Consider the following 22,353-nt stretch of genomic DNA (forward strand, 5'->3'; position numbering starts at 1 on the left):
GGCTCGGTGTCGCTCACTTGGCGCTCAGCTCCGCGAGGCGGGCACCGATGCGGGCGACTTCGGCGGCGGCCACGTCGCGGCGGCCGGTGATCTTGTCGACCACCTGCTGGGGCGCCTTGGCCAGGAACTCCGCGTTGCCGAGCTTGGCGGTGGTCTGGTCGAGGTCCTTCTGGGCGACCGCGAGGTCCTTCTCCAACCTGCGGCGCTCGGCGACGAGGTCGATGGCACCGGAGGTGTCGAGCTGGACGGTGACCGTCGCGCCGGACAGGCGCACCTGCACCTCGGCGGTGGTGGCGAAGTCCTCGCCCGGTTCGGTGAGCCGGGCCAGGTTGGCCACCGGCGCGGCGAAACCGGCCAGGCCCGCCTCGTCCAGGCCGACCAGGGTGGCCTTCACCTTCTGCTTGTCGGCCAGGCCCTGGTCGCTGCGGAAGCGGCGGATCTCGGTGATCAGGCGCTGCGCGTCGGCGACACGCTGGGCGGCGACGGCGTCGGTGACGACCCCGCTCGCGGCGGGCCACGGCGCCACGACGACGGACTCACCGCCGGTCAGCGCCTTCCACAGGGTCTCGGTGACGAACGGGATCACCGGGTGCAGCAGGCGCAGCACCGCGTCGAGCACGGTGCCGAGCACCACCGCGGTGCTCTCGGCGCGCGCGTCGGACTCGGCGAACTGCACCTTCGACAGCTCCAGGTACCAGTCGCACAGTTCGTCCCAGGCGAAGTGGTAGAGCGCCTCGCACGCCTTGCCGAACTCGTAGGCGTCGAAGGCCGCGTCGACCTCGGCGCGCACCTCGTCGAGCCGGTCGACGATCCAGCGGTCGGTGTCGGTGAGCGTCTCGCGCGGGGGCAGCTCGCCCGAGCGCGCGCCGTTCATCAGGGCGAACTTGGTGGCGTTGAACAGCTTGGTGACGAAGCTGCGCGAGGCCAGCGCGTGCGGTTCGCCGACCGAGAGGTCGCCGCCGGGCTGGGCGCCGCGGGCCAGGGTGAAGCGCAGCGCGTCGGCGCCGTAGGAGGTGATCCAGTCCAGCGGGTCGATGCCGTTGCCGCGCGACTTCGACATCTTCTTGCCGTGCTGGTCGCGGATGAGGCCGTGCAGGAAGACGTCCTCGAACGGCACCTGCTTCTGTCCGCCCTTGCCGACGGTGAGCACCGGGTCGTCGCTGACGAACATGCCGAACATCATCATCCGGGCCACCCAGAAGAACAGGATGTCGTAACCGGTGACGAGCACGCTGGTCGGATAGAACTCGGCCAGTTCCGGGGTGGCCTCGGGCCAGCCCATCGTGGAGAACGGCCACAGGCCCGAGGAGAACCAGGTGTCGAGCACGTCCGGGTCCTGCACCCAGCCCTCGGGGGCTTCCTCGTCCGGGCCGAGACAGACGATCTCGCCCTCGGGGCCGTACCAGATCGGGATGCGGTGGCCCCACCACAGCTGCCGCGAGATGCACCAGTCGTGCATGTTGTCGACCCAGTCGAACCAGCGCGGTTCCTGGCTGGCCGGGTGGATCTTCACGTCACCGTCGCGCACGGCGTCACCGGCGGCCTTGGCCAGCGACTCGACCTTGACCCACCACTGCATCGACAGGCGCGGCTCGATCGGCTCGCCGGAGCGCTCGGAGTGGCCGACGCTGTGCACGTACGGCCGCTTCTCGGTGACCACGCGGCCCTCGGCGGCCAGGCGCTCGCGCACCTTCACGCGCGCCTCGAAGCGGTCCATGCCGTCGAATTCGGTTCCGGTGCCGGTGATCCGGCCGCCCTCGTCCATGATCGTGGGCATCGGCAGGTTGTGCCGCAGGCCCATCTCGAAGTCGTTGGGGTCGTGCGCGGGGGTGATCTTCACCGCGCCGGTGCCGAACTCCGGGTCGACGTAGTCGTCGGCGATGATCGGGATCTGGCTGCCGGTGATGGGGTGGTAGACGGTGGTGCCGATCATCGCCGCGTAGCGCGGGTCGTCGGGGTGCACGGCCACGGCGGTGTCACCGAGCATCGTCTCCACGCGGGTGGTGGCCACCACGACGTGCGGTTCGCTGTCGTCGAGCGAGCCGTAGCGCAGCGAGACCAGCTCGCCCTCCACGTCCTTGTAGTCCACCTCGAGGTCGGAGATACCGGTCTTCAGCACCGGCGACCAGTTCACCAGGCGCTCGGCCCGGTAGATCAGGCCCGCGTCGAACATGCGCTTGAAGATGGTGCGCACCGCACGCGAGAGGGTGTCGTCCATGGTGAAGCGGTCGCGGCTCCAGTCCACGCCGTCACCGAGCGCGCGCATCTGCCACTGGATGGCGCCGCCGGACTCGCGCTTCCAGTCCCACACCTTGTCGATGAACAGCTCGCGGCCGAATTCCTCTTTGGTCTTGCCGTCGGCGGCGAGCTGCTTCTCCACCACGCTCTGGGTGGCGATGCCCGCGTGGTCCATGCCCGGCAGCCACAGCACCTCGTAGCCCTGCATCCGCTTGCGGCGGGTGAGGGTGTCCATCAGCGTGTGGTCCAGGGCGTGACCCATGTGCAGGGTGCCGGTGACGTTCGGCGGCGGCAGCACGATCGAGTAGGCGGGCTTGCCGCTGCTCGCGTCGGCGCCGAAATATCCAGCGGCTACCCAGCCCTCGTACAGGTCGGCCTCTACCTCGCCGGGGTTCCAGCTCTTGGGCAGGGCATCGGCACGATTACGCGAGTTGTCTGGGGCTGCGCTGGTCACCCACCAATCCTAAGGGCTCCACCAACCACGTTTACGCCCGCCTCACTGTGGGCCGGACAACCACATCCCGACCTCGAGGAGGGATCGCCGCGCAGCGGCGGTTCGCGGCCGTCCCGTCGATCAGGTGCCGTTGCGTAGGCGACGAAGGAGCAAGCAACGGCGCCTGATCGACGGGACCCGAGGGGCCGCGAACTCGAGCGCGCCAGCGCTCCAAGAACAGAGACGGAACCTTCGGTGGATGAGGGACACCGAAGATTCCGTCTACTGCTGTCGACCCTACCGACGTTTCGACACCGTAAGCCGAATCCATAGGCAATTCTCAGTTTCCCGGCGCGGTGTTGGGATTCGTCCCATCGACGCACCGTGCGACACGCGGAAAGTGTTGGCGGACAACCTCCTCCGGTGAAAATTCAGGGTCGTCCCCGATTGCCGAATTGTCCGTTTCAGCGGAACCTGGAGAGGGTGACACCTCCGCTCGATTCCGCCGCCGCTCCGGCGTCGCGGCACCAGCCGTCCCGCACCGTCGCCCCGGTGGCCCTCCTCGATCTCCGGGCAGGCGAGGTCGACGAGCTCCGCTACCCCGCCGCCAGCGTGCTCGTCTTCGCCGGGGTGCCCGGCGCGGGCAAATCCACCGCGCTCCATCGCTTCTTCGCGGCCGGTCCGGACGCCGAGGGACCGGTGCGTTCGGCGGCAGGCGCGCTGGTGCTCGACTCCCACCATTCCCGCAACCGGCTCCGGCACCGGTTGGGATCGGTGCCGTACGCGCTGTGGCGGCCGCTGGTGCACGTGGCGCACTACCGCGCGATCCGCGACGCGCTGCGCGGCACCGACGGCCCGGTCGCCGTGCACGACTGCGCCACCTTCGGCTGGAGCCGCAGGCTGATCACCCGCTGGGCGGCGCACGGGCGGCGCGAGCTGCACATGGTGCTCATCGATGTGCCCGCGCCGCAGGCCAGGCACGGTCAGGTGACCCGGGGACGCCGGGTCAACGGCCTGGCGTTCCGTGGCCACTGCCGCCGCTGGGAACGGCTGATGCGCGAGCTCGGCGCGCGCACCGGCGCCCCGGCCACCGGCGACGCCACCCCGCTGGCGGGGGGCTCGGTGGTGATCATCGACCGGCCGACGCTCAGCGCCGTGACGCGCATCGTCTTCGACGCGGCCTGAGCTGGACGCGGCGGCGAGACCTCAGGGCACCATGACCGTGAGCGCGCCCGGCATGGCCTGCACGGTGACCGGCAGCATGCCCGCGGGCTCGCCGTCGGCGGTGGCGTAGCCGTCGGGCGCGGTGACGGTGATCCGGCGGGCCCGGTAGCGCTTGGTCGCGGGATGGTCGATCCGCTTGCCCGCCGACAGCGCGGGCAGCAGCCGGGCCATCGCGAGTCGCGAGACCGCGCCGACCACGGTGATGTCGAGATAGCCGTCGTCGTCGAGCGCCTCGGGGCACACGAGCATGCCGCCGCCGTAGGTGCGGGTGTTGCCGATCGGGGCCATCACCGCGTCCACCTCGACGACGGTGTGGGTGCCCGGCGGATTGTCGAGCGCGTCCGGTGCGAGGCCGGACAGTTCGATCCGGAACGGCAGGGTGTAGCCGCGCAGCAGTTCGGCGGCCGCGGCGACGGTGTAGCGCAGCCGCCCGCGCGGGTAGCGCATCTGGTTGGCGCGCAGGGTGACCCGCGCGTCGAAGCCGGTGCCGACGACCGTGGCGAACCAGGTGGGCGTCTCGTGCAGGGATTCGATGCGGCCCAGGTCGATGGTGCGCGAGCGGCCGCGCAGCACGATCTCGGTGGCCGCGTGCGGGTCGTCGACGGGGATGCCGAGTTCCCTGGCCAGGTCGTTGCCGGTGCCCGCGGGCACGAGCGCCAGGGGGACGCTGCTGTGCGCGAGCGCGGGGAGCAGCGCGTTCATCAGCCCGTCGCCGCCGACGCAGACCACCGCGTCGGGACGTTCGCTCACCGACGACACCGCCGCGCGCACCCGCTCGACGGATTCGGCGGCACTGTCCTCGCGCACCTCGGTCACCGTGACCCCGTGGCCGAGCAGGCCGTCGAGCACCGCGCCCGCGACGCCCTCGCCCCGGCCGATCCCGGAGTGCGGATTGGTCACGACGAGCACGCGCCGCACCGAATGTTCGTTCACGGGACCAGCTTTCCAGGATTGAGCACCCCGGCGGGGTCGAGTTCGCGTTTCACCGCACGCAGCACACGCACGCCCAGCTCGCCGACCTCGGCGGTCATCCACGGCCGGTGGTCGGCGCCGACGGCGTGGTGGTGGGTGATGGTGCCGCCCGCGACGACGATCGCGTCACCGGCGGCGCGCTTGGCCTCGGCCCACTGCGCGAGCGGGTCGTCGAGCTGCTTGGCGACGACGGTGAAGTACAGCGAGGCACCGGTCGGGTAGGTGTGCGAGATGTGGCACATGACCAGGGCGGGGGTGCCCTGCGCGCCGAGCGCGTCGGTGAGCGCGCCGGTGACCTTGGTCTTGAGGTTGTCCAGGTTCGACCAGGTGGTGGCGGTCTCGAGGGTCTCGCACAGCACACCGAGGTCGAGCAGGGCGTCACGCAGATACGGCGCGGCGAAACGGCCGTGCTCCCACTGTTCGGCGGCCGCCTCGCCGAGCGCGGTGCCGCCCGCGGCGGTGAGCAGGTCGGCGGCTTCGCGCGAGCGGGCCGCGACGTGGGCTTCGGTGCCCTCGTAGGTGGTGATGGCCAGGCAGCCCGCCACCGGCGTGCCACCGACATCGCTCGAGCGGGCCAGGTTCAGGCCGGTCTCGGCCTCGTCGGACAGGCGCAGCACCGTCGGGGCCGCACCGGCCTGCACCACGGCGCGCAGGGCCGCGGCGCCGGTGCCGAAATCGGGGAACGACCAGGCCTGATACGCAGTGGTCGCGGGAACCGGGTGCACCCGCAGGGTGACCGAGGTGATGATGCCGAGGGTGCCCTCGGAGCCGACGAACAGCTCCCGCAGGTCCGGTCCGGCCGCCGAGGCGGGGGCGCGGCCCAGGTCGAGGGCGCCCTGCGGGGTCGCGACGACCAGGCGCTGGACCATGTCGTCGAAGCGGCCGTAACCTGCCGACGCCTGCCCCGAGGAACGGGTCGCGGCGAACCCGCCGATGCTCGCGAACTCGAAACTCTGCGGGAAATGGCCCAGCGAGAGCCCGTGCCCGGCCAGCAGTTGCTCGGCCTGCGGACCGGTGAGCCCGGCGCCCAGCGTCGCGGTGCCCGCGACGGGGTCCACGTCGGTGAGGGTGTCGAGCCTGCGCAGGTCGATCGCGACGACCGAGCCGAACTGCCCGCGCACCGGGTCGACTCCACCGACGACGCTGGTGCCGCCGCCGAACGGGACGACCGCGACGGCGTGCTCGGCGCAGTAGCGCAGCAGCGCGAGGACCTGCGCGTGGTCGGCGGGGTACACGACGGCGTCGGGGGCGTCCTGCGGTCCGGATGCCCGGCGGCGCAGCAGATCCGGGGTGCTCTTGCCGCCCGCGTGCCGCAGCCGGACCAGGTCGTCGGTGGTGAGATGTTCGTCACCGACGATGGCGCTCAGACCGGTCCGGTCGGCCGCGGTGAGCGCGCTCGCGCGCAGCGGCACCTCGGCCTCGCTACGCCGCGGCGCCGGTTCGCCGGAGATGCCGAAGACCTGCGCGAGCAGGCCACGAATCTGCGGGGACAGGGGGTGGTGTCCTGCGGGGACGCCCCAGGCGTCCCACACCATGCTCGGCGCCGCGGTCGCGGGACCGGACTTTTCCTCTTGCGTCTCGACCATGCGTTACATAATGACATAAGATGTCAAGCAGTAACCACAACGATATGTCCTCGAGTCGGCGTCCGAACTCTGTCGGATGTCACTGCCGCCGTTTCACGGCGGCAACCCCGCTGGCCCGCTCGATACCCTTGGGCGTTCCAGCTCGACCACGGCGCCTCACCCCGGCGCCGTCGAACCCACCGGCGGTGAAGCACGATGATCGACCTCGCGACCCACGCTGACGAGCAGCTCTCGCCCACCGACATGGCGATTCTGGATGCCACCCGGGCCTGCGTCGTCGATTTCGGGGTGCGGCGCACCACGCTCACCGAGGTCGCGCGCCGGGCCGGGGTCAGCAGGCCGACGGTCTACCGTCGCTGGCCCGACACCGGGTCGCTGATCGCCGAACTGCTCGTGCGCGAGCTGCGCACGATCGTCGCCGGGACCATGCCCGACAGCGGCCTCGGCCGCGACCGGCTGGTGCGCGGCATCGTCGACGGGGCGGCCGCGGTGCGGTCGAACGCGGTGTTCGCCAAGATCTTCCGCACCGACACCGACCTCATGCTGACCTATGTGTTCGGCAGGCTGGGCCGCAATCAGCGCACGCTGATCGAGCTGTTCGCCACCGCGATCCGGCTCGGCCACGACGACGGGTCCATCCGCGACGGCGACGCCGAGCAGATGGCGGCCATGCTGCTGCTCATGGCCCAGTCGGCGGTGCAGTCGGCGGGCACGGTGGCGCCGCTGCTGGCCGGTGCGGAGTTCGACGCCGAGTTGTCGAGGGCGATCGAGGGTTACCTGACCCCGCCACGCGACAAGGACTGTGATGACTCCTGATTCCCACCCCGCCCTCGACGCCGCCCGCCGCACCGCCGACCTGACCGCCCTCGGCGATCGTCCCGAGGTCGATGTGGTGGTGATCGGCGCGGGCGTGACCGGTGCCGGTGTCGCCCTCGACGCGGCCGCGCGCGGCCTGCGCACCCTGCTGGTGGAACGCCACGACTTCGCCTTCGGCACCAGCCGCTGGAGCTCGAAGCTGGTGCACGGCGGCCTGCGCTATCTGGCGAGCGGGCGCGTGGGCATCGCGCACGAGAGCGCCGTCGAGCGCGGCATCCTGCTGCGCACCACCGCCCCGCACCTGGTGCGTCCCCTCCCCCAGCTCGTGCCGCTGCTGCCGGGCATCAAGACCGCGCAGAGTTCGCTGATCCGGGCCGGTTTCGCCGCAGGCGACGCACTGCGGATCGCCGCGCGCACCTCCGCCGACACCCTGCCCCGCTCCCGCCGGGTCGCCGCCGCCGAGGCGCTGCGGCTGGCCCCGACCGTGCGCCGCGAGGGTCTGCGCGGCGGCTTGCAGGCGTGGGACGGACAGCTCGTCGACGACGCCCGTCTGGTCGTCGCGCTGGCCCGCACCGCCGCCGCCCAGGGCGCCACCGTGCTGACCAGGGTCGAAGCCGTCACCGCGACCGGCGACACGGTCGTCCTGCGCGACACGATCGGCGGCCAGACGCTGACGGTGCGCGCGCGGGCGGTGATCAACGCGACCGGGGTGTGGGCGGGCGAGGTCGACCACAGCATCGAACTGCGGCCCAGCCGCGGCACCCACCTGGTGTTCGACGCCGCGGCCTTCGGCGGACTCAGCGCGGCGCTGACCGTGCCCGTGCCGGGCAGCATCAGCCGGTTCGTCTTCGCGCTGCCCGCCGCGCACGGCCGCGTCTACCTGGGCCTGACCGACGAGGACGCCCCCGGCCCGATCCCCGACGAACCCCAGCCCACCGAGGCCGAGATCGACTTCCTGCTCGACACCATCAACACCGCCCTGCGCGAACCGCTCACCCGCGCCGACATCCGCGGCCGCTTCGCCGGCCTGCGCCCGCTGCTGAAGACCGCCGAGGACAGCACCGCCGACATCTCCCGCGAGCACGCGGTCCTGACCTCCCCCGACGGCCTGATCACCGTGGTCGGCGGCAAGCTCACCACCTACCGGCAGATGGCCCAGGACGCCGTCGACGCCGCGGTCTCCGCCGCGAACCTGCCCGCCGCGCAGTGCCGCACCACCGCGCTGCCGCTGGTCGGCGCGGTCTCCGGCGCGGCCCGCGACCGCATCGACGCACCCCCGGTGCTGATCGAGCGCTACGGCAGCGAAGCCGGCCTGATCGTCTCGGCCTGGCTCGCCGACCCCGCCCTGCGCGAACCGGTCGCCCCCGGCCTGGACGTCACCGCCGCCGAGTTCGACTTCGCCGTCACCCACGAGGCCGCCCTCACCGTCGACGACCTCCTCGACCGCCGCACCCGGATCGGCCTGGTCCCCGAAGACCGCGCCGCGGCCCTACCCGCCGCCGAAGCCGCGCTCGCCCGGCACGCCGACGCCCGCAACGCGTAGCCCGCTCAACGGGCGTCGACGCGGCCCGCGCCCGCCACGCTGACACCCGCAACGGCGCAGCCTGCTCGAGGGGGCATCGATGCGCTTCATGCGCTTCGGACCCCGGACCGGCACGGCGGGACAGTTCGCCGGGCTCGGCGGCCGGCCGCTCGCCGAGCCAGCGGCGAACGGTCAGCCCATCGCCCACGCGTCCAGGTGGGCGCGCATGGAGGCACGCGGCCATTCGTCCAGGCCGTGCGCGGTTTCGGCGGCGCGGATGGCCCGGAGTTCCGGGGGCTCCTCGGCGGCCGGGATGTAGGCGAAGCCGAGGCGCTCGTAGTACGGGCCGTTCCACGGGACCTGGGTGAACGTGGTCAGGGTGAGTTCGCGCAGGCCGCGGGCCCTGGCCCAGGTGACCGCGTGGTCGATCAGGCGTTTGCCGATGCGCAGGCCCGCGTGATCGGGGTCCACCGAGACCTGGTCGATGTGGGGCTGCCCGTCGACCAGGCTCAGCACCAGGTAGCCGATCGGCAGGCCGGTCGCGTCGGGCCAGACCCAGGCCCGTCCGGCGGCGACGAACTCGGCCAGCGTCTCGGCGGCGGGCGGCTCGTCCTCGGCCACGGCCGTCATGCCGATCTCGGCGAACGGCGCGCCCGCGCGGCGCTCGATCTCCTGCAGCCGCGTGATCTCGGCGTTGGTGGCGAGCCGGACCGGACCGCCCACCGGCTCGCTGCGCGCGGCGGTCTGCGCGGCGGGGCCCGTCATCGCGCGGGCACCGGGGTCGCGAGCACGCCGTTGAGCAGGGCGCGCAGGGCCCAGCGGGCGCGGGTTCCGGCGTCGTCGTCGAGCAGGTGTTCCCGCAGCGCGACGATGGTCGGGAACCGCTCGGCGGGGAGCTCGGCCAGGCGCCGGGTGATCTCACCGGCCGCGACCCCTTCGTCCTGCGCCTGATCGACCGCCTCGGCGGTGATGTGCAGGTGGATCAGATCGACCGCCCAGGCCGCGGTGGCCGGGTCGAGGCCACCTTCGCGCAGCAGCGCCAGCATCTGCTCGATCACACCGAGCGCGTGGCCGGTGGTCGGCAGGCGGCCGAAGGCGACCAGGGCCAGTCCCTCGTGCCTGCCGAGCGCGTCGATGGTCTTCTCGACCAGGGCGGTGAGCCGGTCGCGCCAGTCGCCGTCGGCGGGCTCGGGCACGGTGGACAGCACCTGGTCGAGCATGCCGGTCATCAGATCGTCGCGATTGGCGACATAGACGTAGAGCGAGGCGGCGCCGGTGTCGAGTTCCCTGGCGACGCGGCGCATGGTGAGCGCGGCCAGACCGGCGGTGTCGAGGATGCGCAGACCGGCGTCGATCACGACCTCGCGACTCAGCGGTGCTTTCGCCGGACGAGCCCGGCGACTGACGGGTGCGGCATTCATGCGCCCGATCATACGTCGACACCGAACGCCGTTTGGTACGAACGATGTTCGCGGATCGTTCAGCGGCCGCGCGGGCCGGTCGATCCACCTATGCTGGCTACAGCCAGTCCGACAAGGAGGCGTTGATGCATGCGCATTCGTCCACCGTGGCCATCGTGCCGGGGACCGGGATCGTCGCCCGTTTCGGGGACGTCGTCCTCTATCTGGCCGGGGAGACCCCGTCCACCGATCGTCTGCTCGGCGCGGTCGAGACCGTCGCCCACAGCACCGCCGCCTCGGCACCCGGCGCCGCGCTGGCCCAGCGCCTGGCCGGTGTCGTCTTCGGCGGGGCCTCGGCACCACCACCGTTCGGCGTCCTCGCGCCCACCGGCGACGGGACGCTGATCCTGTTGCGCGGCGCGGTGATCGCCGAGATCTCCGGCGCCGAGGGCAACCGCCGCCTCGCGGGCGACCGCGCCTTCACCTGGGTCGACGAGATCATCCGCGAACCCGTGCGCCGGATCGCCATCGGCGCCGAGATGGCCGACCCCACCAGCGCCAACCCGCGCACCGACCTGCGCGCGGGCATCGTCAACGGCAACGGCTTCGTGCTCACCCTGGGCCGCAAACGCAATCCGGCCCCGCGCCGGGTCGACGCGATCGACGAACCCGCGCCGACCGAGGCCACCGGCTTCCAGGCCCTGCGCGCCCCGTCCGGCCGGGTGACCACCGGAGAATCCCCGGGCACACCCGGCGGCCGACCGCCCACCGGCGAATCCCCGCGTTCACCGGGCAACCGGCCCACCACCGGAGAGTCCCAGCACGCCCAGGCCGGCCCCACTACCGCCGACTCGCTGCCCGCCACCTCGGGTTTCCCCGCACCGCAGGCTCCCTCGGGCCGCGCCGAGGCGGGCAGCCCCGACAGCGCGACGGTGAGCGCGGGCACCCGATCCGGCACCGGCGAGGGCGTCACCGTCAGCACCGGCCCGCGCAATTCCCCGGCGACCGCGGCACCGCTGGCCTGGTCCCAGGCGATGCGCACCGCCGACCGCGCCGAACCGGTGGCCCTGAGCAAGGCGAGCAGCCCGCGCGGCGCGCTGGTCACCGAGGACGGTCTCAGCTATCCGCTGGATCGCCCCTATGTCCTCGGCCGCAATCCCTCCGGCGACGACTCGGTGCGCAGCGCCGCCGCGACACCGATCCTGATCGAGCGCGACCGGCTCGTCTCGCGGGTCCATGCCTTCGTCGCCCCCGACCGTGGCAAGGTGTTCGTCCGCGAAGCCCCCGCGACCTCGGGCACCTTCTTCGCCGCCCCCGACAGCGAACGATGGTCCCGGGTGGGCACCCTCCCGATCGAGCTGCAACCGGGCTGGCGCCTGCGTATCAATGATTTCCTGCTGACCTACTGCGTCTGACGGCGAGCCGTCCCGACGCCCGTGGGAGATGTGCCACGGGCGTCGGAGTACACCGGGCTCAGGCCTCGAGCGCGTCGAGCAGCGCCGCGCGCTGCCGGGCACCGAGGCCACCGATGCGGCGATCCTCGGGGATCTCGGCCTGGTCCATCAGCTTGGCCGCCTTCACCGGGCCGACGCCCGGCAGCGCCTTGATCACGGCAGCGACCTTGGTCTTCTTGACCAGATCATCGCTGTCGGCTTTCTTGAGCAGATCGGCGACGGTGACCTTGCCCTCCTTCACCTTGCCGATCAGTTCCGAGCGCGCCTTGCGCACGGCAGCCGCTTTGGCCAACGCCTCGGTGCGCTGTTCGGCGGTCATCGTAGGCAGTGCCATGTCTCCTCCGCTTCCACTCGTCACTCGAACATCTGATTGACGGACCGAGTAAACAGCACGAGATCGGCAGCACCAGTCCGACACACCGCGAGGATACGCCGATGAGTTTTGCGCGGTCGGCCCGTCGTAATGGGTGAACGCCCTGCAAGACGGACCAAACGGACGAAAGGTGACCCGCGTAACACCCCGTCCGTCTGAGACGACACATCAGCAGAAGCACTTCACGGGATCAAGGTTCAACGGCGAACCAGGAGGATCGACGACGCTCCTCGACCCCGGGCGCGACCGGCCACCACCGGTCGTCACCGTATCCCCGGCGAGTGCCCACCCGACAGCTACACAGTTGTGCGCCACAGGGTTTCCCACCCGGCGCGGGTCGCGCGACACGGCCCGCGGATGTGTGCTCCGCCGCTCGATGCGCTAAGAATGACGCGACCCGGCGAACCCTTTGCTTAGTGGAGTTGCGATGCGCGAGGAACACCCGCTCGACGACCAGGTCGTCGCCCTACCGGAACGGGTGGAACGGGCCAGACGCCGCATCGCCTACCAATCCGACCCGGCTCTGACCGACGCGCTGTCCGAGGACGAGCTGCGTGCCGAGCGCGAGCTGGCCGAGAAGATCCGCACCTACGAGCGTGATCAGCGCTGGAAGCAGATCAAGGCGGCCTCCACCCACGCCGACCGGCTGCGCGACACCAATGCCGAGCTCGAGCGCGCCGAGATGGCGGATCTGATGCTGGCCCGCAAGGCGATCGCCGCGCAGCGCCGCGAGTCCGACCCGCGCGCCCGGCTGGCCTCGCTCTACCGGCACCGCACCTGGTCGCTGCGCGCGCTGTCGGGCGTGGTGATCGCGGGCATGCTGTGGTCGGCGGTGAACGTCCAGCACAACATCGCCCCCGGCGGCCCCGGTGACCCGCTCTACTGGGCCAGCTTCGGCCTGGAGGCGATGATCAGCGTCTGCCTGATCATCATCATGGTCGGCACCACCCGCGTCTCCGAGTGGGGCGTAGTGGGCAACCGCAACCAGGTCCTGATCGCCGAGCTGTTCCTGCTCACCCTCACCATCGCCCTCAACACCTATCCCCACCTCAGCGAGGGCAACCTCTACGACGCGGCCGTGCACGGCGTGGCCCCGGTGATGATCGGTGTGGCGCTGATGATCCACAACGCCGCCAGCGCCCGCTACAGCACCGCCATCGCCCGCGCCTCGGCCGAGATCCCGGCCGACGACGCGGAGGATCTGCTCGCGGCCGCCCCCGCGTTCCGCGAGAACTGACGGTCACAACGAACAGGGCTCGTGCCCGGCGAACTGCCGGAGCACGAGCCCTGTGACGTGTTCGCGGACGGGTCCTAGGCGGACTTCTCGCGACGCTCGGTGCGCTGCGCCTTGCGCGGCACGATGGTGGGCAGGACGTTGTCGTTGACGGTGTCGGCGTTCACGACCACCTTGGCGACATCGTCGCGGCTGGGGATGTCGAACATCGCCAGCTGCAGCACCTCTTCGAGGATGGCGCGCAGGCCGCGGGCGCCGGTGCCGCGCAGGATCGCCTGGTCGGCGATGGCCTCGAGCGCGTCATCGGTGAACTCGAGGTCGACCCCGTCCATCTCGAAGAGCCGCACATACTGCTTGACCAGCGCGTTCTTCGGCTCCGACAGGATCTTGACCAGGGATTCCTTGTCCAGGTTGGTCACCGAGGCGACGACCGGCAGGCGGCCGATGAACTCGGGGATCAGGCCGAACTTGATCAGGTCCTCGGGCATCACGTCGGCGAAGTGGTCGTCGGTGTCGACCTCCACCTTGGAGCGGACCTCGGCGCCGAAGCCGATCCCGCGGTGGCCGGTGCGGTCGGAGATGATCTTCTCCAGGCCCGCGAACGCGCCCGCCACGATGAACAGCACATTGGTGGTGTCGATCTGGATGAACTCCTGGTGCGGGTGCTTGCGACCGCCCTGCGGCGGCACACTCGCCTGGGTGCCTTCCAGAATCTTCAGCAACGCCTGCTGCACGCCCTCGCCGGAGACGTCACGGGTGATCGAGGGGTTCTCGCTCTTGCGGGCGATCTTGTCGACCTCGTCGATGTAGATGATGCCGGTCTCGGCGCGCTTGACGTCGTAGTCGGCGGCCTGGATGAGCTTGAGCAGGATGTTCTCGACGTCCTCGCCCACGTAGCCCGCCTCGGTGAGCGCGGTGGCGTCGGCGATGGCGAACGGCACGTTCAGCATCTTGGCCAGGGTCTGCGCGAGGTAGGTCTTACCGCAGCCGGTGGGGCCCAGCATCAGGATGTTGGACTTGGCCAGCTCCACGGTCTCACCACGGCTGTCGCGGCCCTTGTCGCCGGCCTGGATGCGCTTGTAGTGGTTGTAGACCGCCACCGCGAGCGTGCGCTTGGCCGTGTCCTGGCCGATGACGTAGTTCTCCAGGAAGTCCCGGATCTCCGAGGGCTTGGGCAGCTCGTCGAGCTTGACCTCGCTCGACTCGGCGAGCTCCTCCTCGATGATCTCGTTGCAGAGATCGATGCACTCGTCGCAGATATAGACCCCGGGGCCCGCAATGAGCTTCTTGACCTGCTTCTGGCTCTTTCCGCAGAACGAGCACTTGAGCAGATCGCCGCCGTCTCCGATGCGCGCCATCTCGTAGGTCCCTACTTCCTTGTCCGAGTGCGACCGTCGTCCCCCGATTGGGCCAAAAAGTTCGTTTTCGGTGCCGTCAATCAGAGCAGTGGTCCCTGAGTCGACCGTACCTGCTGTGCGCGAATGAGGTCGACAACTCGCGCATGTTTCTGTTCGCTGTTGTGCGGGTTCTCACCATTGTGAGCCGACCCGCGGGAAAAAGGTGGGCCCGCCGCCCAGATACGGCGACGGGCCCGGGCGTGTCACTTCTGACCGCTGAGCTTCCGGTAGTCGAAGACCTGGTCCACGATGCCGTAATCCTTGGCCTCTTCGGCGGTGAGGATCTTGTCGCGGTCGGTGTCCTTGCGGATCTGCTCCTCGGTCCGGCCGGTGTGGCGCGCGAGGGTCACCTCCATCAGGCGGCGCATCCGCTCGATCTCCGCCGCGGCGATCTCGAGGTCGGACACCTGACCCTGCACCCCGCCCGAGGACGGCTGGTGGATCAGCACGCGGGCGTTGGGCAGCGCGGCGCGCTTGCCGGGGGCGCCCGCGGCCAGCAGCACCGCGGCGGCCGAGGCGGCCTGGCCGAGGCAGACGGTCACCACGTCGGGGCGCACGTACTGCATGGTGTCGTAGATCGCCATCAGCGCGGTGAACGAGCCACCGGGCGAGTTGATGTACATGGTGATGTCGCGGTCGGGGTCCTGGGACTCCAGCACCAGCAGCTGCGCCATGATGTCGTTGGCCGAGACGTCGTCGACCTGGTTGCCCAGGAAGATGATGCGCTCCTCGAACAGCTTGTTGTACGGGTCCGAGGTCTTGATACCGAACGACGTCTGCTCGGTGAACTGCGGCAGGATATAGCGCGACTGCGGGGTGGCGGCGGCAGCGCCACCGAGGCCGCGCGGGTCGATCAGATTGGCCATCTTTGTCTCCAAGCTTGTCTCGAGTGGGTGGGGCGCGGTGGCGCTACTTCGCCTGGTTCGCGTGGGCGACCACGTGGTCGATGAAGCCGTACTCCAGGGCTTCCTTCGCCGTGAACCAGCGGTCGCGGTCCGCGTCCTCGGTGACCTGCTCGACGGACTTGCCGGTGTGCTGCGCCTGCAGCTCGTTGAGCTCACGCTTGGTGTGCGCGAACTGCTCGGCCATGATCGCGATGTCGGCGGCCGAACCACCGATCCCCGCCGACGGCTGGTGCATCATGATCCGGGTGTGCGGCAGCGCGAAACGCTTGCCCGGGGTGCCCGCGGTCAGCAGGAACTGCCCCATCGAGGCGGCCAGACCCATCGCGACGGTCTTGATGTCGCATTCGGCGAACTGCATGGTGTCGTAGATCGCCATACCCGCGGTGACCGAGCCACCGGGCGAGTTGATGTAGAGGGAGATGTCCTTGGTCGGATCCTCGGCCGAGAGCAGCAGGATCTGCGCGCACAGCTTGTTCGCGATGTCGTCGTCGACCTGGGTGCCAAGGAAGATGATGCGCTCGCGCAGCAGCCGCTCGTACACGGAATCACTGAGGTTGAGACCAGCAGTAGCGGCTGTCATGACCCCTGCCTGGTTGATTGTCACGGATACCTGCCTTCTCTTCTCACCGATTGCTAACGGCCATACGGTTCGTCGTCTCAAACACTAACGAAGCAGGGCGGCACCGAACTCCCGGTACCGCCCTTCTTCGCTCACAGCGCAATCAAATCACGCCTACCAGACTTATTCGGCAGCCGCCTCGACGGCCTCGGCCGAATCGTCGGCGTCGCCGAACATCTCGGCGGTGTCGACGGTGTTGCCCTCGGAGTCGGTGACCTTCACCTGGGTCACCACACCGGCCAGCGCCTTGCCGCGGCGCACGTCGGCGAAGACCGCGCCGAGCTGGCCCGCCTGCTGCACCTGCTGGATGAACTGCTCCGGCGACATGCCGTAACGCTGGGCCTGGAACAGGATCCGCTCGGTCAGCTCCTGCTGGCCGACCTGGGTGTTGTCGGCCTCGGCGATGGCGTCGAGCAGCAGCTGGGTCTTCACCGACTTCTCGGCGGCTTCCTGGGTGTCCTTGTCGAACTCCTCGCGGGAGGAGCCCTGCGCCTCGAGCGCCTCGGCCAGCTTGGCCTCGTCGTGGTCGAAGCCGTGCACGGCGTCGTGCAGCACCGCGTCGACCTCGGCCTTGACCACGGCCTCGGGCAGCGGCACCTCGACGGTCTCGAGCAGGGTCTCGAGCACCTTGTCGCGGATCTGACCGGCCTGCTCGACCTTCTTGACGCGCTCGACGCGGCCCTTCAGGTCTTCCTTGAGCTCGTCGATGGTGTCGAATTCGCTGGCCAGCTGGGCGAACTCGTCGTCGGCCTCGGGCAGCTCGCGCTCCTTGACCGTCTGCACGGTCACGGTGATGACGGCTTCCTTGCCCGCGTGCTCACCGGCCACCAGGGTGGAGGTGAACTCCTTGGACTCGCCGGCCTTCAGGCCGGTGACGGCCTCGTCCAGGCCCTCGATCAGCTGACCCGAACCGACCTCGTGCGACAGGCCGGTGGTGGCCGCCTCGGGGACGTCTTCGCCGTCGACGGTGGCCGAGAGGTCGATCGAGACGAAGTCGCCGTCCTGCACGGCGCGCTCGACACCGGTGAGGGTGCCGAAGCGCTGACGCAGCGAGGTGAGCTGCTGCTCGATGTCGGCGTCCTCGATGGTGAAGGAATCGACGGTCACCTCGATGCCCGAGTAGTCGGGCAGGGTGATCTCGGGACGCACGTCGACCTCGGCGGTGAACGCCAGCTCTTCGCCGTCCTCGATCTTGGTGATCTCGATCTCGGGCTGGCCGATGACCTTCACCTCGGCGGTCTGCACGGCCTCGGCGTAGCGGCCCGGCAGCGCGTCGTTGACGACCTGCTCGAGCACGGCACCGCGGCCGACGCGGGTCTCGATCAGCTTGGCCGGGGCCTTGCCGGGACGGAAGCCGGGGATCTTGACCTGCTGGGCCAGCGCCTTGTACGCCTTGTCGAAGTCGGGCTTCAGCTCCTCGAAGGGCACCTCGACGTTGATCCGGACCCGGGTCGGGCTCAGCTGCTCGACGGTGCTCTTCACGGACATGCTCCTTGGTTCGTAGTTCAGTGGTGTCCCCGCATGGGACGTCGCCCCCGGGACCGGGTGCGGCGTACGCATCCCGACCAGGGTAGTTGACCGCCCTCGCGGTCGTGCAATCGGCGGTTGCCCGACCGGCGCGCTAGCGCCCGACCTGCACCGCGTCGGTGACGAAGACCAGCGTCTCGTTCGGCGGGACGCCGTTGCCGCCCGCGCCGTAGCCGAGGTCCGGCGGCACGATCAGCAGCCGGCGCGCACCCTGCTGCACACCGAGCAGACCCTGGTCCCAGCCCTCGATGACCTGGCCCGCGCCCAGCGTCAGCTGGAAGGGCTTGCCGCGCTGGAACGAGCTGTCGAGGGTCTGCTTGTCCGACCAGGTGACCAGCGCGTAGTTCATGGTCAGCGGCTGTCCGGCCACCGCGCCCGCCCCGTTGCCGGGCACGAGGTCCTTGATGATCAGCGTCTTGGGCGGATCGCAGTCGTCGGGGATGGTGATCTGCGGGGCGTCGCCGTAGCCGCCCTCGACCTTCACGTCCTCGGCCGTGCACTCACGGCCCTTGCTCTGCGTGCCGCCCGCGGTGACGCTGGTCTGCGCCGAGCCGGTCGACTCCGAGTCCGAGCCGCAGGCCGCGGTGGTGACCGCGGCCGCCGCGACGAGTCCGATGCCGATGATCCTGCCGAGAGAATGCATGGCCCGCACAGTAATAGACCGCGCGTACGGCGCGCCGACCCGGCACGGCGGTAGGCTCGGTGCTGCGTTTCTCCACCCGGGTGCCGCGCAGGGTCGGCGCGGCACCCGGCAGGTCCCCCGGCGGCGCGCACGGCGCTGCGGCACAGCCGAGCGCGAGGAGAGCCCCGCGATGAGCCAGACCAGCGATATCGATACCGCGGCCGACAATGTGGACGGCGGCGAGGGCGAGACCGTCGCCCCGACTCCGTATGTGCTCGGCGACGCGCCGGGTCCCCTGGACCGCGACGAGCTGGTCGCGGTGGACGCGTGGTGGCGCGCGGCGAACTATCTGGCGGTCGGCCAGATCTATCTGATGCGCAATCCGCTGCTGCGCACCCCGCTGGAACCCACCGACATCAAGCCACGTCTGCTCGGGCATTTCGGCACGGTGCCGGGCCTGAATCTGGTGTGGGCGCACGCGAATCGGCAGATCCGGCGGCGCGGGCTCGACGCGGTGTTCGTCGCGGGGCCCGGTCACGGCGGTCCGGGGCCGAACGCGTGCGCCTGGCTCGAGGACGCCTACACCGTGCTGTATCCCGACATCCCCCGCGACATCCAGGGCATGGGCAGGCTGTTCCACCAGTTCTCCTTCCCCGGCGGGGTGCCCAGCCACTGCGCGCCCGAGACGCCCGGCTCGTTCCACGAGGGCGGCGAACTGGGCTACAGCCTGCTGCACGCCTACGGCGCGGCCCTGGACAATCCCGATCTCACCGTGTTCTGCGTGATCGGTGACGGCGAGGCCGAGACCGGCCCGCTCGCGGCCAGCTGGCACGCGAACAAATTCCTCAACGCCGCCCGCGACGGTGCGGTGATCCCGATCCTGGCGCTCAACGAGTACAAGATCGCCAACCCGACCATCCTGGCCCGCATCCCCGAGAGCGAGCTGGTCGAGCTGCTGCGCGGCTACGGCTACGAGCCGCTGATCGTCTCCGGTGACGATCCCGCGCCCGTCCACCAGGCCATGGCCACCGCCCTGGACACCTGCCTCGACCGCATCGCCGGTTTCCAGCGCGCCGCCCGCGAGCACGGCGACACCACCCGCCCGCGCTTGCCGATGATCGTGCTGCACACCCCGAAGGGCTGGACCTGCCCGCCGGTGGTCGACGGCGAACGTGTCGAGGGCACCTTCCGCGCCCACCAGGTGCCGTTGCCCGCCGCCCGCACCGACGCCCGGCACCGCGAGGTCCTCGAGCAGTGGCTGCGTTCCTACCGCCCCGACGAGCTGTTCGACGAGCACGGCCGCCCCCGCGCGATCGTGCTCGACCAGGTCCCCGAGGCGCCGATGAGCCTGAACCCGGTGGCCAACGGCGGCCTGCTGGTGCGCGCGCTGGACCTGCCGGACTGGCGCGAGTACGGCGTCCGCGTCGAACAGCCCGGCCAGGGCGTGCACGAGGCCACCCGGGTGCTCGGCGGCTGGCTGCGCGATGTCACCGCGCGCAATCCGCACAACTTCCTGACCATGGCCCCCGACGAGCTGGCCAGCAACCGCCTCCAGGACATCCTGGAGGTGACCGGTCGCGACTGGCAGGCCGAGGTCGGCCGCTGGGACGTGGCGCTGAGCCCCACCGGCCGCGCGCTCGAGGTGCTCTCCGAGCATCTGTGCCAGGGCCTGCTCGAGGGCTATCTGCTGACCGGCCGCCACGGCGTGTTCACCTGCTACGAGGCGTTCATCCACATCGTCGACGCCATGTTCAACCAGCACGCCAAGTGGCTCGACGCGAGTCTGGCGGTGCCGTGGCGCCGCCGCATCCCCAGCCTGAACTACCTGCTCACCTCCCATGTCTGGCGCCAGGACCACAACGGTTTCACCCACCAGGACCCCGGCTTCCTCGACGTGGTCGCCAACAAGAGTCCCGAAATCGTGCGGGTGTACCTGCCGCCGGACGCCAACACCCTGCTGTCCACCTACGACCACTGCCTGCGCTCGCTGCACTACGCCAATGTGGTGGTCGCGGGCAAGCAGCCGGGGCCCGACTGGCTCTCGGTGGACGAGGCCGCGCTGCACTGCGCGCGCGGGGTGGGCATCTGGCCGTGGGCGGGCCACAACGACGATCCCGGCACGGTGCCGGACGTGGTGCTGGCCTGCGCGGGCGACATCCCCACCCTGGAGATCCTGGCCGCCGCCGCGATCCTGCGGGATCGCCTGCCCGACTTGCGGATCCGGGTGATCAATGTGGTCGACCTGATGCGCCTGCTGCCCGCGGGCGAGCATCCGCACGGCCTGCCCGATGCGACCTTCGACACGCTGTTCACCCGCGACCGCCCGGTGATCTTCGCCTTCCACGGCTACCCGTGGCTGGTGCACCGGCTCACCTACCGCCGCACCAACCACGCCGAACTGCACGTGCGCGGCTACAAGGAGAAGGGCACGACCACCACCCCGTTCGACATGGTGATGCTCAACGACCTGGACCGGTTCCACCTGGTCATCGACGTGATCGACCGCGTCCCCGGCCTGCGCGAGCGTGCGGCCGGGCTGCGCGCGGAGATGGTCGACGCCCGGCTGATCGCGCGCACCTGGACCAGGGAGCACGGCGAGGACATCCCCGTGGTGGCGAACTGGGTCTGGCCCGAGCCGGGAGTGCCCACCGCGCGGTGAACCCGCTTGCGGCGGCGTCGGGGTCCGGGCCACGATGGAGCGACGATGACCGAGCCCCGCCGCCCCGACCCTCTCCCCCGCGATCGCCGTGACCTGACCGGGCCGTTCGACGTGATCGGCGACGTGCACGGCTGCCGGAGCGAACTCGAGTCCCTGCTCGGCGCCCTCGGCTACGAGATCGCGCGCGACGCGGCGGGCCGCGCGGTCGACGCCGTGCATCCCGACGGGCGCACCGCGGTGTTCGTCGGCGATCTGGTCGACCGCGGCCCCGACACTCCCGGTGTCCTGCGCCTGGTCATGGGCATGTCCGCCGCCGGGCGGGCGCTATGCGTGATGGGCAACCACGAGTTCAAGCTCATCCGCGCCCTCGACGGCCGCGCGGTCCGCGTCGCCCACGGACTGGAACGCTCGCTGGCCCAGCTGGCCGACGAGGAACCGGAATTCCGTTCCGCCGCACAGGATTTCCTGTGCGACCTGCCCGGCCACTATCTGCTCGACGGCGGCCGCCTGGTGGTCGCGCACGCCGGTCTGCCGGAGAGCCTGCACGGCAGCAGGTCCGGGCGCGCCCGCGCCTTCGCGATCTACGGTGCCCCGACCGGCGAGGTCGACGCGCACGGCCTGCCGGTGCGCTACGACTGGGCCGAGGACTATCGCGGCGCCGCCACGGTCGCCTACGGCCACACCCCCGCGACCACGCTGCGCTGGGTCAACAACACGCTGTGCCTGGACACCGGTGCCGTCTTCGGTGGCGCGCTGTCGGCGCTGAGCTATCCGGAACGGACCACCGTGTCGGTGCCCGCCGAACAGGTCTGGAGCGAACGGGCCGGGATCTCCCCCGCCACCGGTTAGAGCTCGCCGCGGTCCTTCTTGATCTTGCGCCAGCCGCCGGCGCGGTTGTCGGCCACGATCTGCTGCAGCATGGTGCGCAGCGCGCGTTCGTTCAGTGTCTGCCCCTCGTAGACCGCGACCGTGCGCGCGGTCTTGTTGTCGTGGCCACCGGTGATGATGTGGTCGGGGTCGGGCACGATGGCGCCGTCGTAGAGGAAGATGTTGACGTGCGTCTTCGCGGCCAGCAGGGCGCAGATATTGCCGTCGAGCACGAAATACGGCTGCACCCGGCGCTTCACCGTTTCCTCGACCGCCGGATCGATGGCATGGACGACCTCGCGCACCTGGCGGCAGATCGCCTGCTGCCAGGTCGGGAGCGCGTCGATGTAGGCATCGACGCGCGGATCGACGACGTAGCTCACCGACCGATGGTGACACACGCGGGCACCGTCGACGTCGCACCGCGCCCGCGATCGTCATCGAATCGTCGACGCGTTCTCCGGCGCGGGACCGGCCATGACCGGGCGACGGGCGCCTACCATCA

19 protein-coding genes are annotated in these 22,353 nt (G+C 70.6%); 7 read left to right on the top strand and 12 right to left on the bottom strand.

From position 1 onward, the window contains the following. Positions 1-13 precede the first annotated feature (13 nt). Positions 14-2,692 (bottom strand): valine--tRNA ligase, encoded by a 2,679-nt coding sequence (locus ACFC06_RS25410; protein ID WP_375936634.1) that lies wholly within the window; start codon positions 2,690-2,692, stop codon positions 14-16. 462 nt (positions 2,693-3,154) lie between these two features. On the opposite strand from ACFC06_RS25410, the gene ACFC06_RS25415 reads away from it, so the two are divergent. Further along, entirely contained in the window at positions 3,155-3,856 is a 702-nt protein-coding gene (locus ACFC06_RS25415; RefSeq protein WP_375936637.1) for an AAA family ATPase, read from the top strand. 21 nt (positions 3,857-3,877) lie between these two features. Here ACFC06_RS25415 and ACFC06_RS25420 read toward each other — a convergent pair whose 3' ends face one another. Both ACFC06_RS25420 and ACFC06_RS25425 read right to left on the bottom strand, forming a co-directional pair. Further along, on the bottom strand, positions 3,878-4,828 hold the full coding sequence (locus ACFC06_RS25420; RefSeq protein ID WP_375936640.1) for a diacylglycerol kinase family protein: 951 nt from the start codon (positions 4,826-4,828) through the stop codon (positions 3,878-3,880). Next, positions 4,825-6,453, bottom strand: a complete 1,629-nt coding sequence (locus ACFC06_RS25425; protein WP_375936643.1) for an FAD-binding oxidoreductase — start codon at positions 6,451-6,453, stop codon at positions 4,825-4,827. The genes ACFC06_RS25420 and ACFC06_RS25425 overlap by 4 nt, the downstream gene beginning before the upstream one ends. A 195-nt stretch (positions 6,454-6,648) precedes the next feature. On the opposite strand from ACFC06_RS25425, the gene ACFC06_RS25430 reads away from it, so the two are divergent. Both ACFC06_RS25430 and ACFC06_RS25435 read left to right on the top strand, forming a co-directional pair. After that, positions 6,649-7,269 (top strand): TetR/AcrR family transcriptional regulator, encoded by a 621-nt coding sequence (locus ACFC06_RS25430; RefSeq protein WP_375936646.1) that lies wholly within the window; start codon positions 6,649-6,651, stop codon positions 7,267-7,269. Continuing rightward, positions 7,259-8,812, top strand: a complete 1,554-nt coding sequence (locus ACFC06_RS25435) for an FAD-dependent oxidoreductase (protein WP_375936648.1) — start codon at positions 7,259-7,261, stop codon at positions 8,810-8,812. The genes ACFC06_RS25430 and ACFC06_RS25435 overlap by 11 nt, the downstream gene beginning before the upstream one ends. 171 nt (positions 8,813-8,983) lie before the next feature. Here ACFC06_RS25435 and ACFC06_RS25440 read toward each other — a convergent pair whose 3' ends face one another. Both ACFC06_RS25440 and ACFC06_RS25445 read right to left on the bottom strand, forming a co-directional pair. Continuing rightward, a complete protein-coding gene (locus ACFC06_RS25440) occupies positions 8,984-9,556 on the bottom strand; it encodes a GNAT family N-acetyltransferase (protein ID WP_375936651.1) in 573 nt (190 codons plus the stop codon). Then, entirely contained in the window at positions 9,553-10,212 is a 660-nt protein-coding gene (locus tag ACFC06_RS25445) for a TetR/AcrR family transcriptional regulator (protein ID WP_375936654.1), read from the bottom strand. The genes ACFC06_RS25440 and ACFC06_RS25445 overlap by 4 nt, the downstream gene beginning before the upstream one ends. 125 nt (positions 10,213-10,337) lie before the next feature. Here ACFC06_RS25445 and ACFC06_RS25450 point away from each other — a divergent pair, with 125 nt between their 5' ends. Next, a complete protein-coding gene (locus tag ACFC06_RS25450; protein WP_375936657.1) occupies positions 10,338-11,606 on the top strand; it encodes a hypothetical protein in 1,269 nt (422 codons plus the stop codon). Between the two features lie 58 nt (positions 11,607-11,664). Here the strand turns inward: ACFC06_RS25450 and mihF are convergent, their stop codons facing one another. Next, positions 11,665-11,979 carry an integration host factor, actinobacterial type gene (mihF, locus tag ACFC06_RS25455; protein ID WP_019045768.1) on the bottom strand — a complete coding sequence of 105 codons (315 nt, stop codon included), beginning with the start codon at positions 11,977-11,979 and terminating at the stop codon, positions 11,665-11,667. Positions 11,980-12,445: 466 nt separating this feature from the next. Here mihF and ACFC06_RS25460 point away from each other — a divergent pair, with 466 nt between their 5' ends. Further along, positions 12,446-13,255 carry a hypothetical protein gene (locus ACFC06_RS25460; protein WP_375936660.1) on the top strand — a complete coding sequence of 270 codons (810 nt, stop codon included), beginning with the start codon at positions 12,446-12,448 and terminating at the stop codon, positions 13,253-13,255. 74 nt (positions 13,256-13,329) lie between these two features. Here ACFC06_RS25460 and clpX read toward each other — a convergent pair whose 3' ends face one another. From clpX to ACFC06_RS25485, 5 genes are all read right to left on the bottom strand, one after another. Then, the gene (clpX, locus tag ACFC06_RS25465) at positions 13,330-14,610 is read right to left on the bottom strand and encodes an ATP-dependent Clp protease ATP-binding subunit ClpX (protein WP_375936662.1); all 1,281 of its coding nucleotides are present in this window, start codon (positions 14,608-14,610) and stop codon (positions 13,330-13,332) included. A gap of 242 nt (positions 14,611-14,852) precedes the next feature. Beyond that, on the bottom strand, positions 14,853-15,515 hold the full coding sequence (locus ACFC06_RS25470; protein ID WP_375936665.1) for an ATP-dependent Clp protease proteolytic subunit: 663 nt from the start codon (positions 15,513-15,515) through the stop codon (positions 14,853-14,855). Between the two features lie 43 nt (positions 15,516-15,558). Then, positions 15,559-16,134, bottom strand: coding sequence for an ATP-dependent Clp protease proteolytic subunit (locus tag ACFC06_RS25475; protein ID WP_110039492.1), 576 nt, complete (start codon positions 16,132-16,134; stop codon positions 15,559-15,561). Positions 16,135-16,296: 162 nt separating this feature from the next. Then, the gene (tig, locus tag ACFC06_RS25480; protein WP_375936668.1) at positions 16,297-17,655 is read right to left on the bottom strand and encodes a trigger factor; all 1,359 of its coding nucleotides are present in this window, start codon (positions 17,653-17,655) and stop codon (positions 16,297-16,299) included. 139 nt (positions 17,656-17,794) lie between these two features. Continuing rightward, entirely contained in the window at positions 17,795-18,343 is a 549-nt protein-coding gene (locus ACFC06_RS25485; protein ID WP_375936671.1) for an FKBP-type peptidyl-prolyl cis-trans isomerase, read from the bottom strand. A 169-nt stretch (positions 18,344-18,512) separates the two neighbouring features. Here ACFC06_RS25485 and ACFC06_RS25490 point away from each other — a divergent pair, with 169 nt between their 5' ends. Both ACFC06_RS25490 and ACFC06_RS25495 read left to right on the top strand, forming a co-directional pair. Further along, on the top strand, positions 18,513-20,981 hold the full coding sequence (locus ACFC06_RS25490; protein WP_375936674.1) for a phosphoketolase: 2,469 nt from the start codon (positions 18,513-18,515) through the stop codon (positions 20,979-20,981). Positions 20,982-21,026: 45 nt separating this feature from the next. Further along, positions 21,027-21,830, top strand: coding sequence for a metallophosphoesterase (locus ACFC06_RS25495; protein ID WP_375936677.1), 804 nt, complete (start codon positions 21,027-21,029; stop codon positions 21,828-21,830). Here the strand turns inward: ACFC06_RS25495 and ACFC06_RS25500 are convergent. Next, positions 21,827-22,231, bottom strand: coding sequence for a DUF1801 domain-containing protein (locus tag ACFC06_RS25500; RefSeq protein ID WP_375936680.1), 405 nt, complete (start codon positions 22,229-22,231; stop codon positions 21,827-21,829). The genes ACFC06_RS25495 and ACFC06_RS25500 overlap by 4 nt on opposite strands. Positions 22,232-22,353: the final 122 nt, after the last annotated feature.

Source organism: Nocardia sp. NPDC056064 (assembly GCF_042266925.1).
In the GTDB taxonomy this organism is placed as follows: Bacteria; Actinomycetota; Actinomycetes; order Mycobacteriales; family Mycobacteriaceae; genus Nocardia.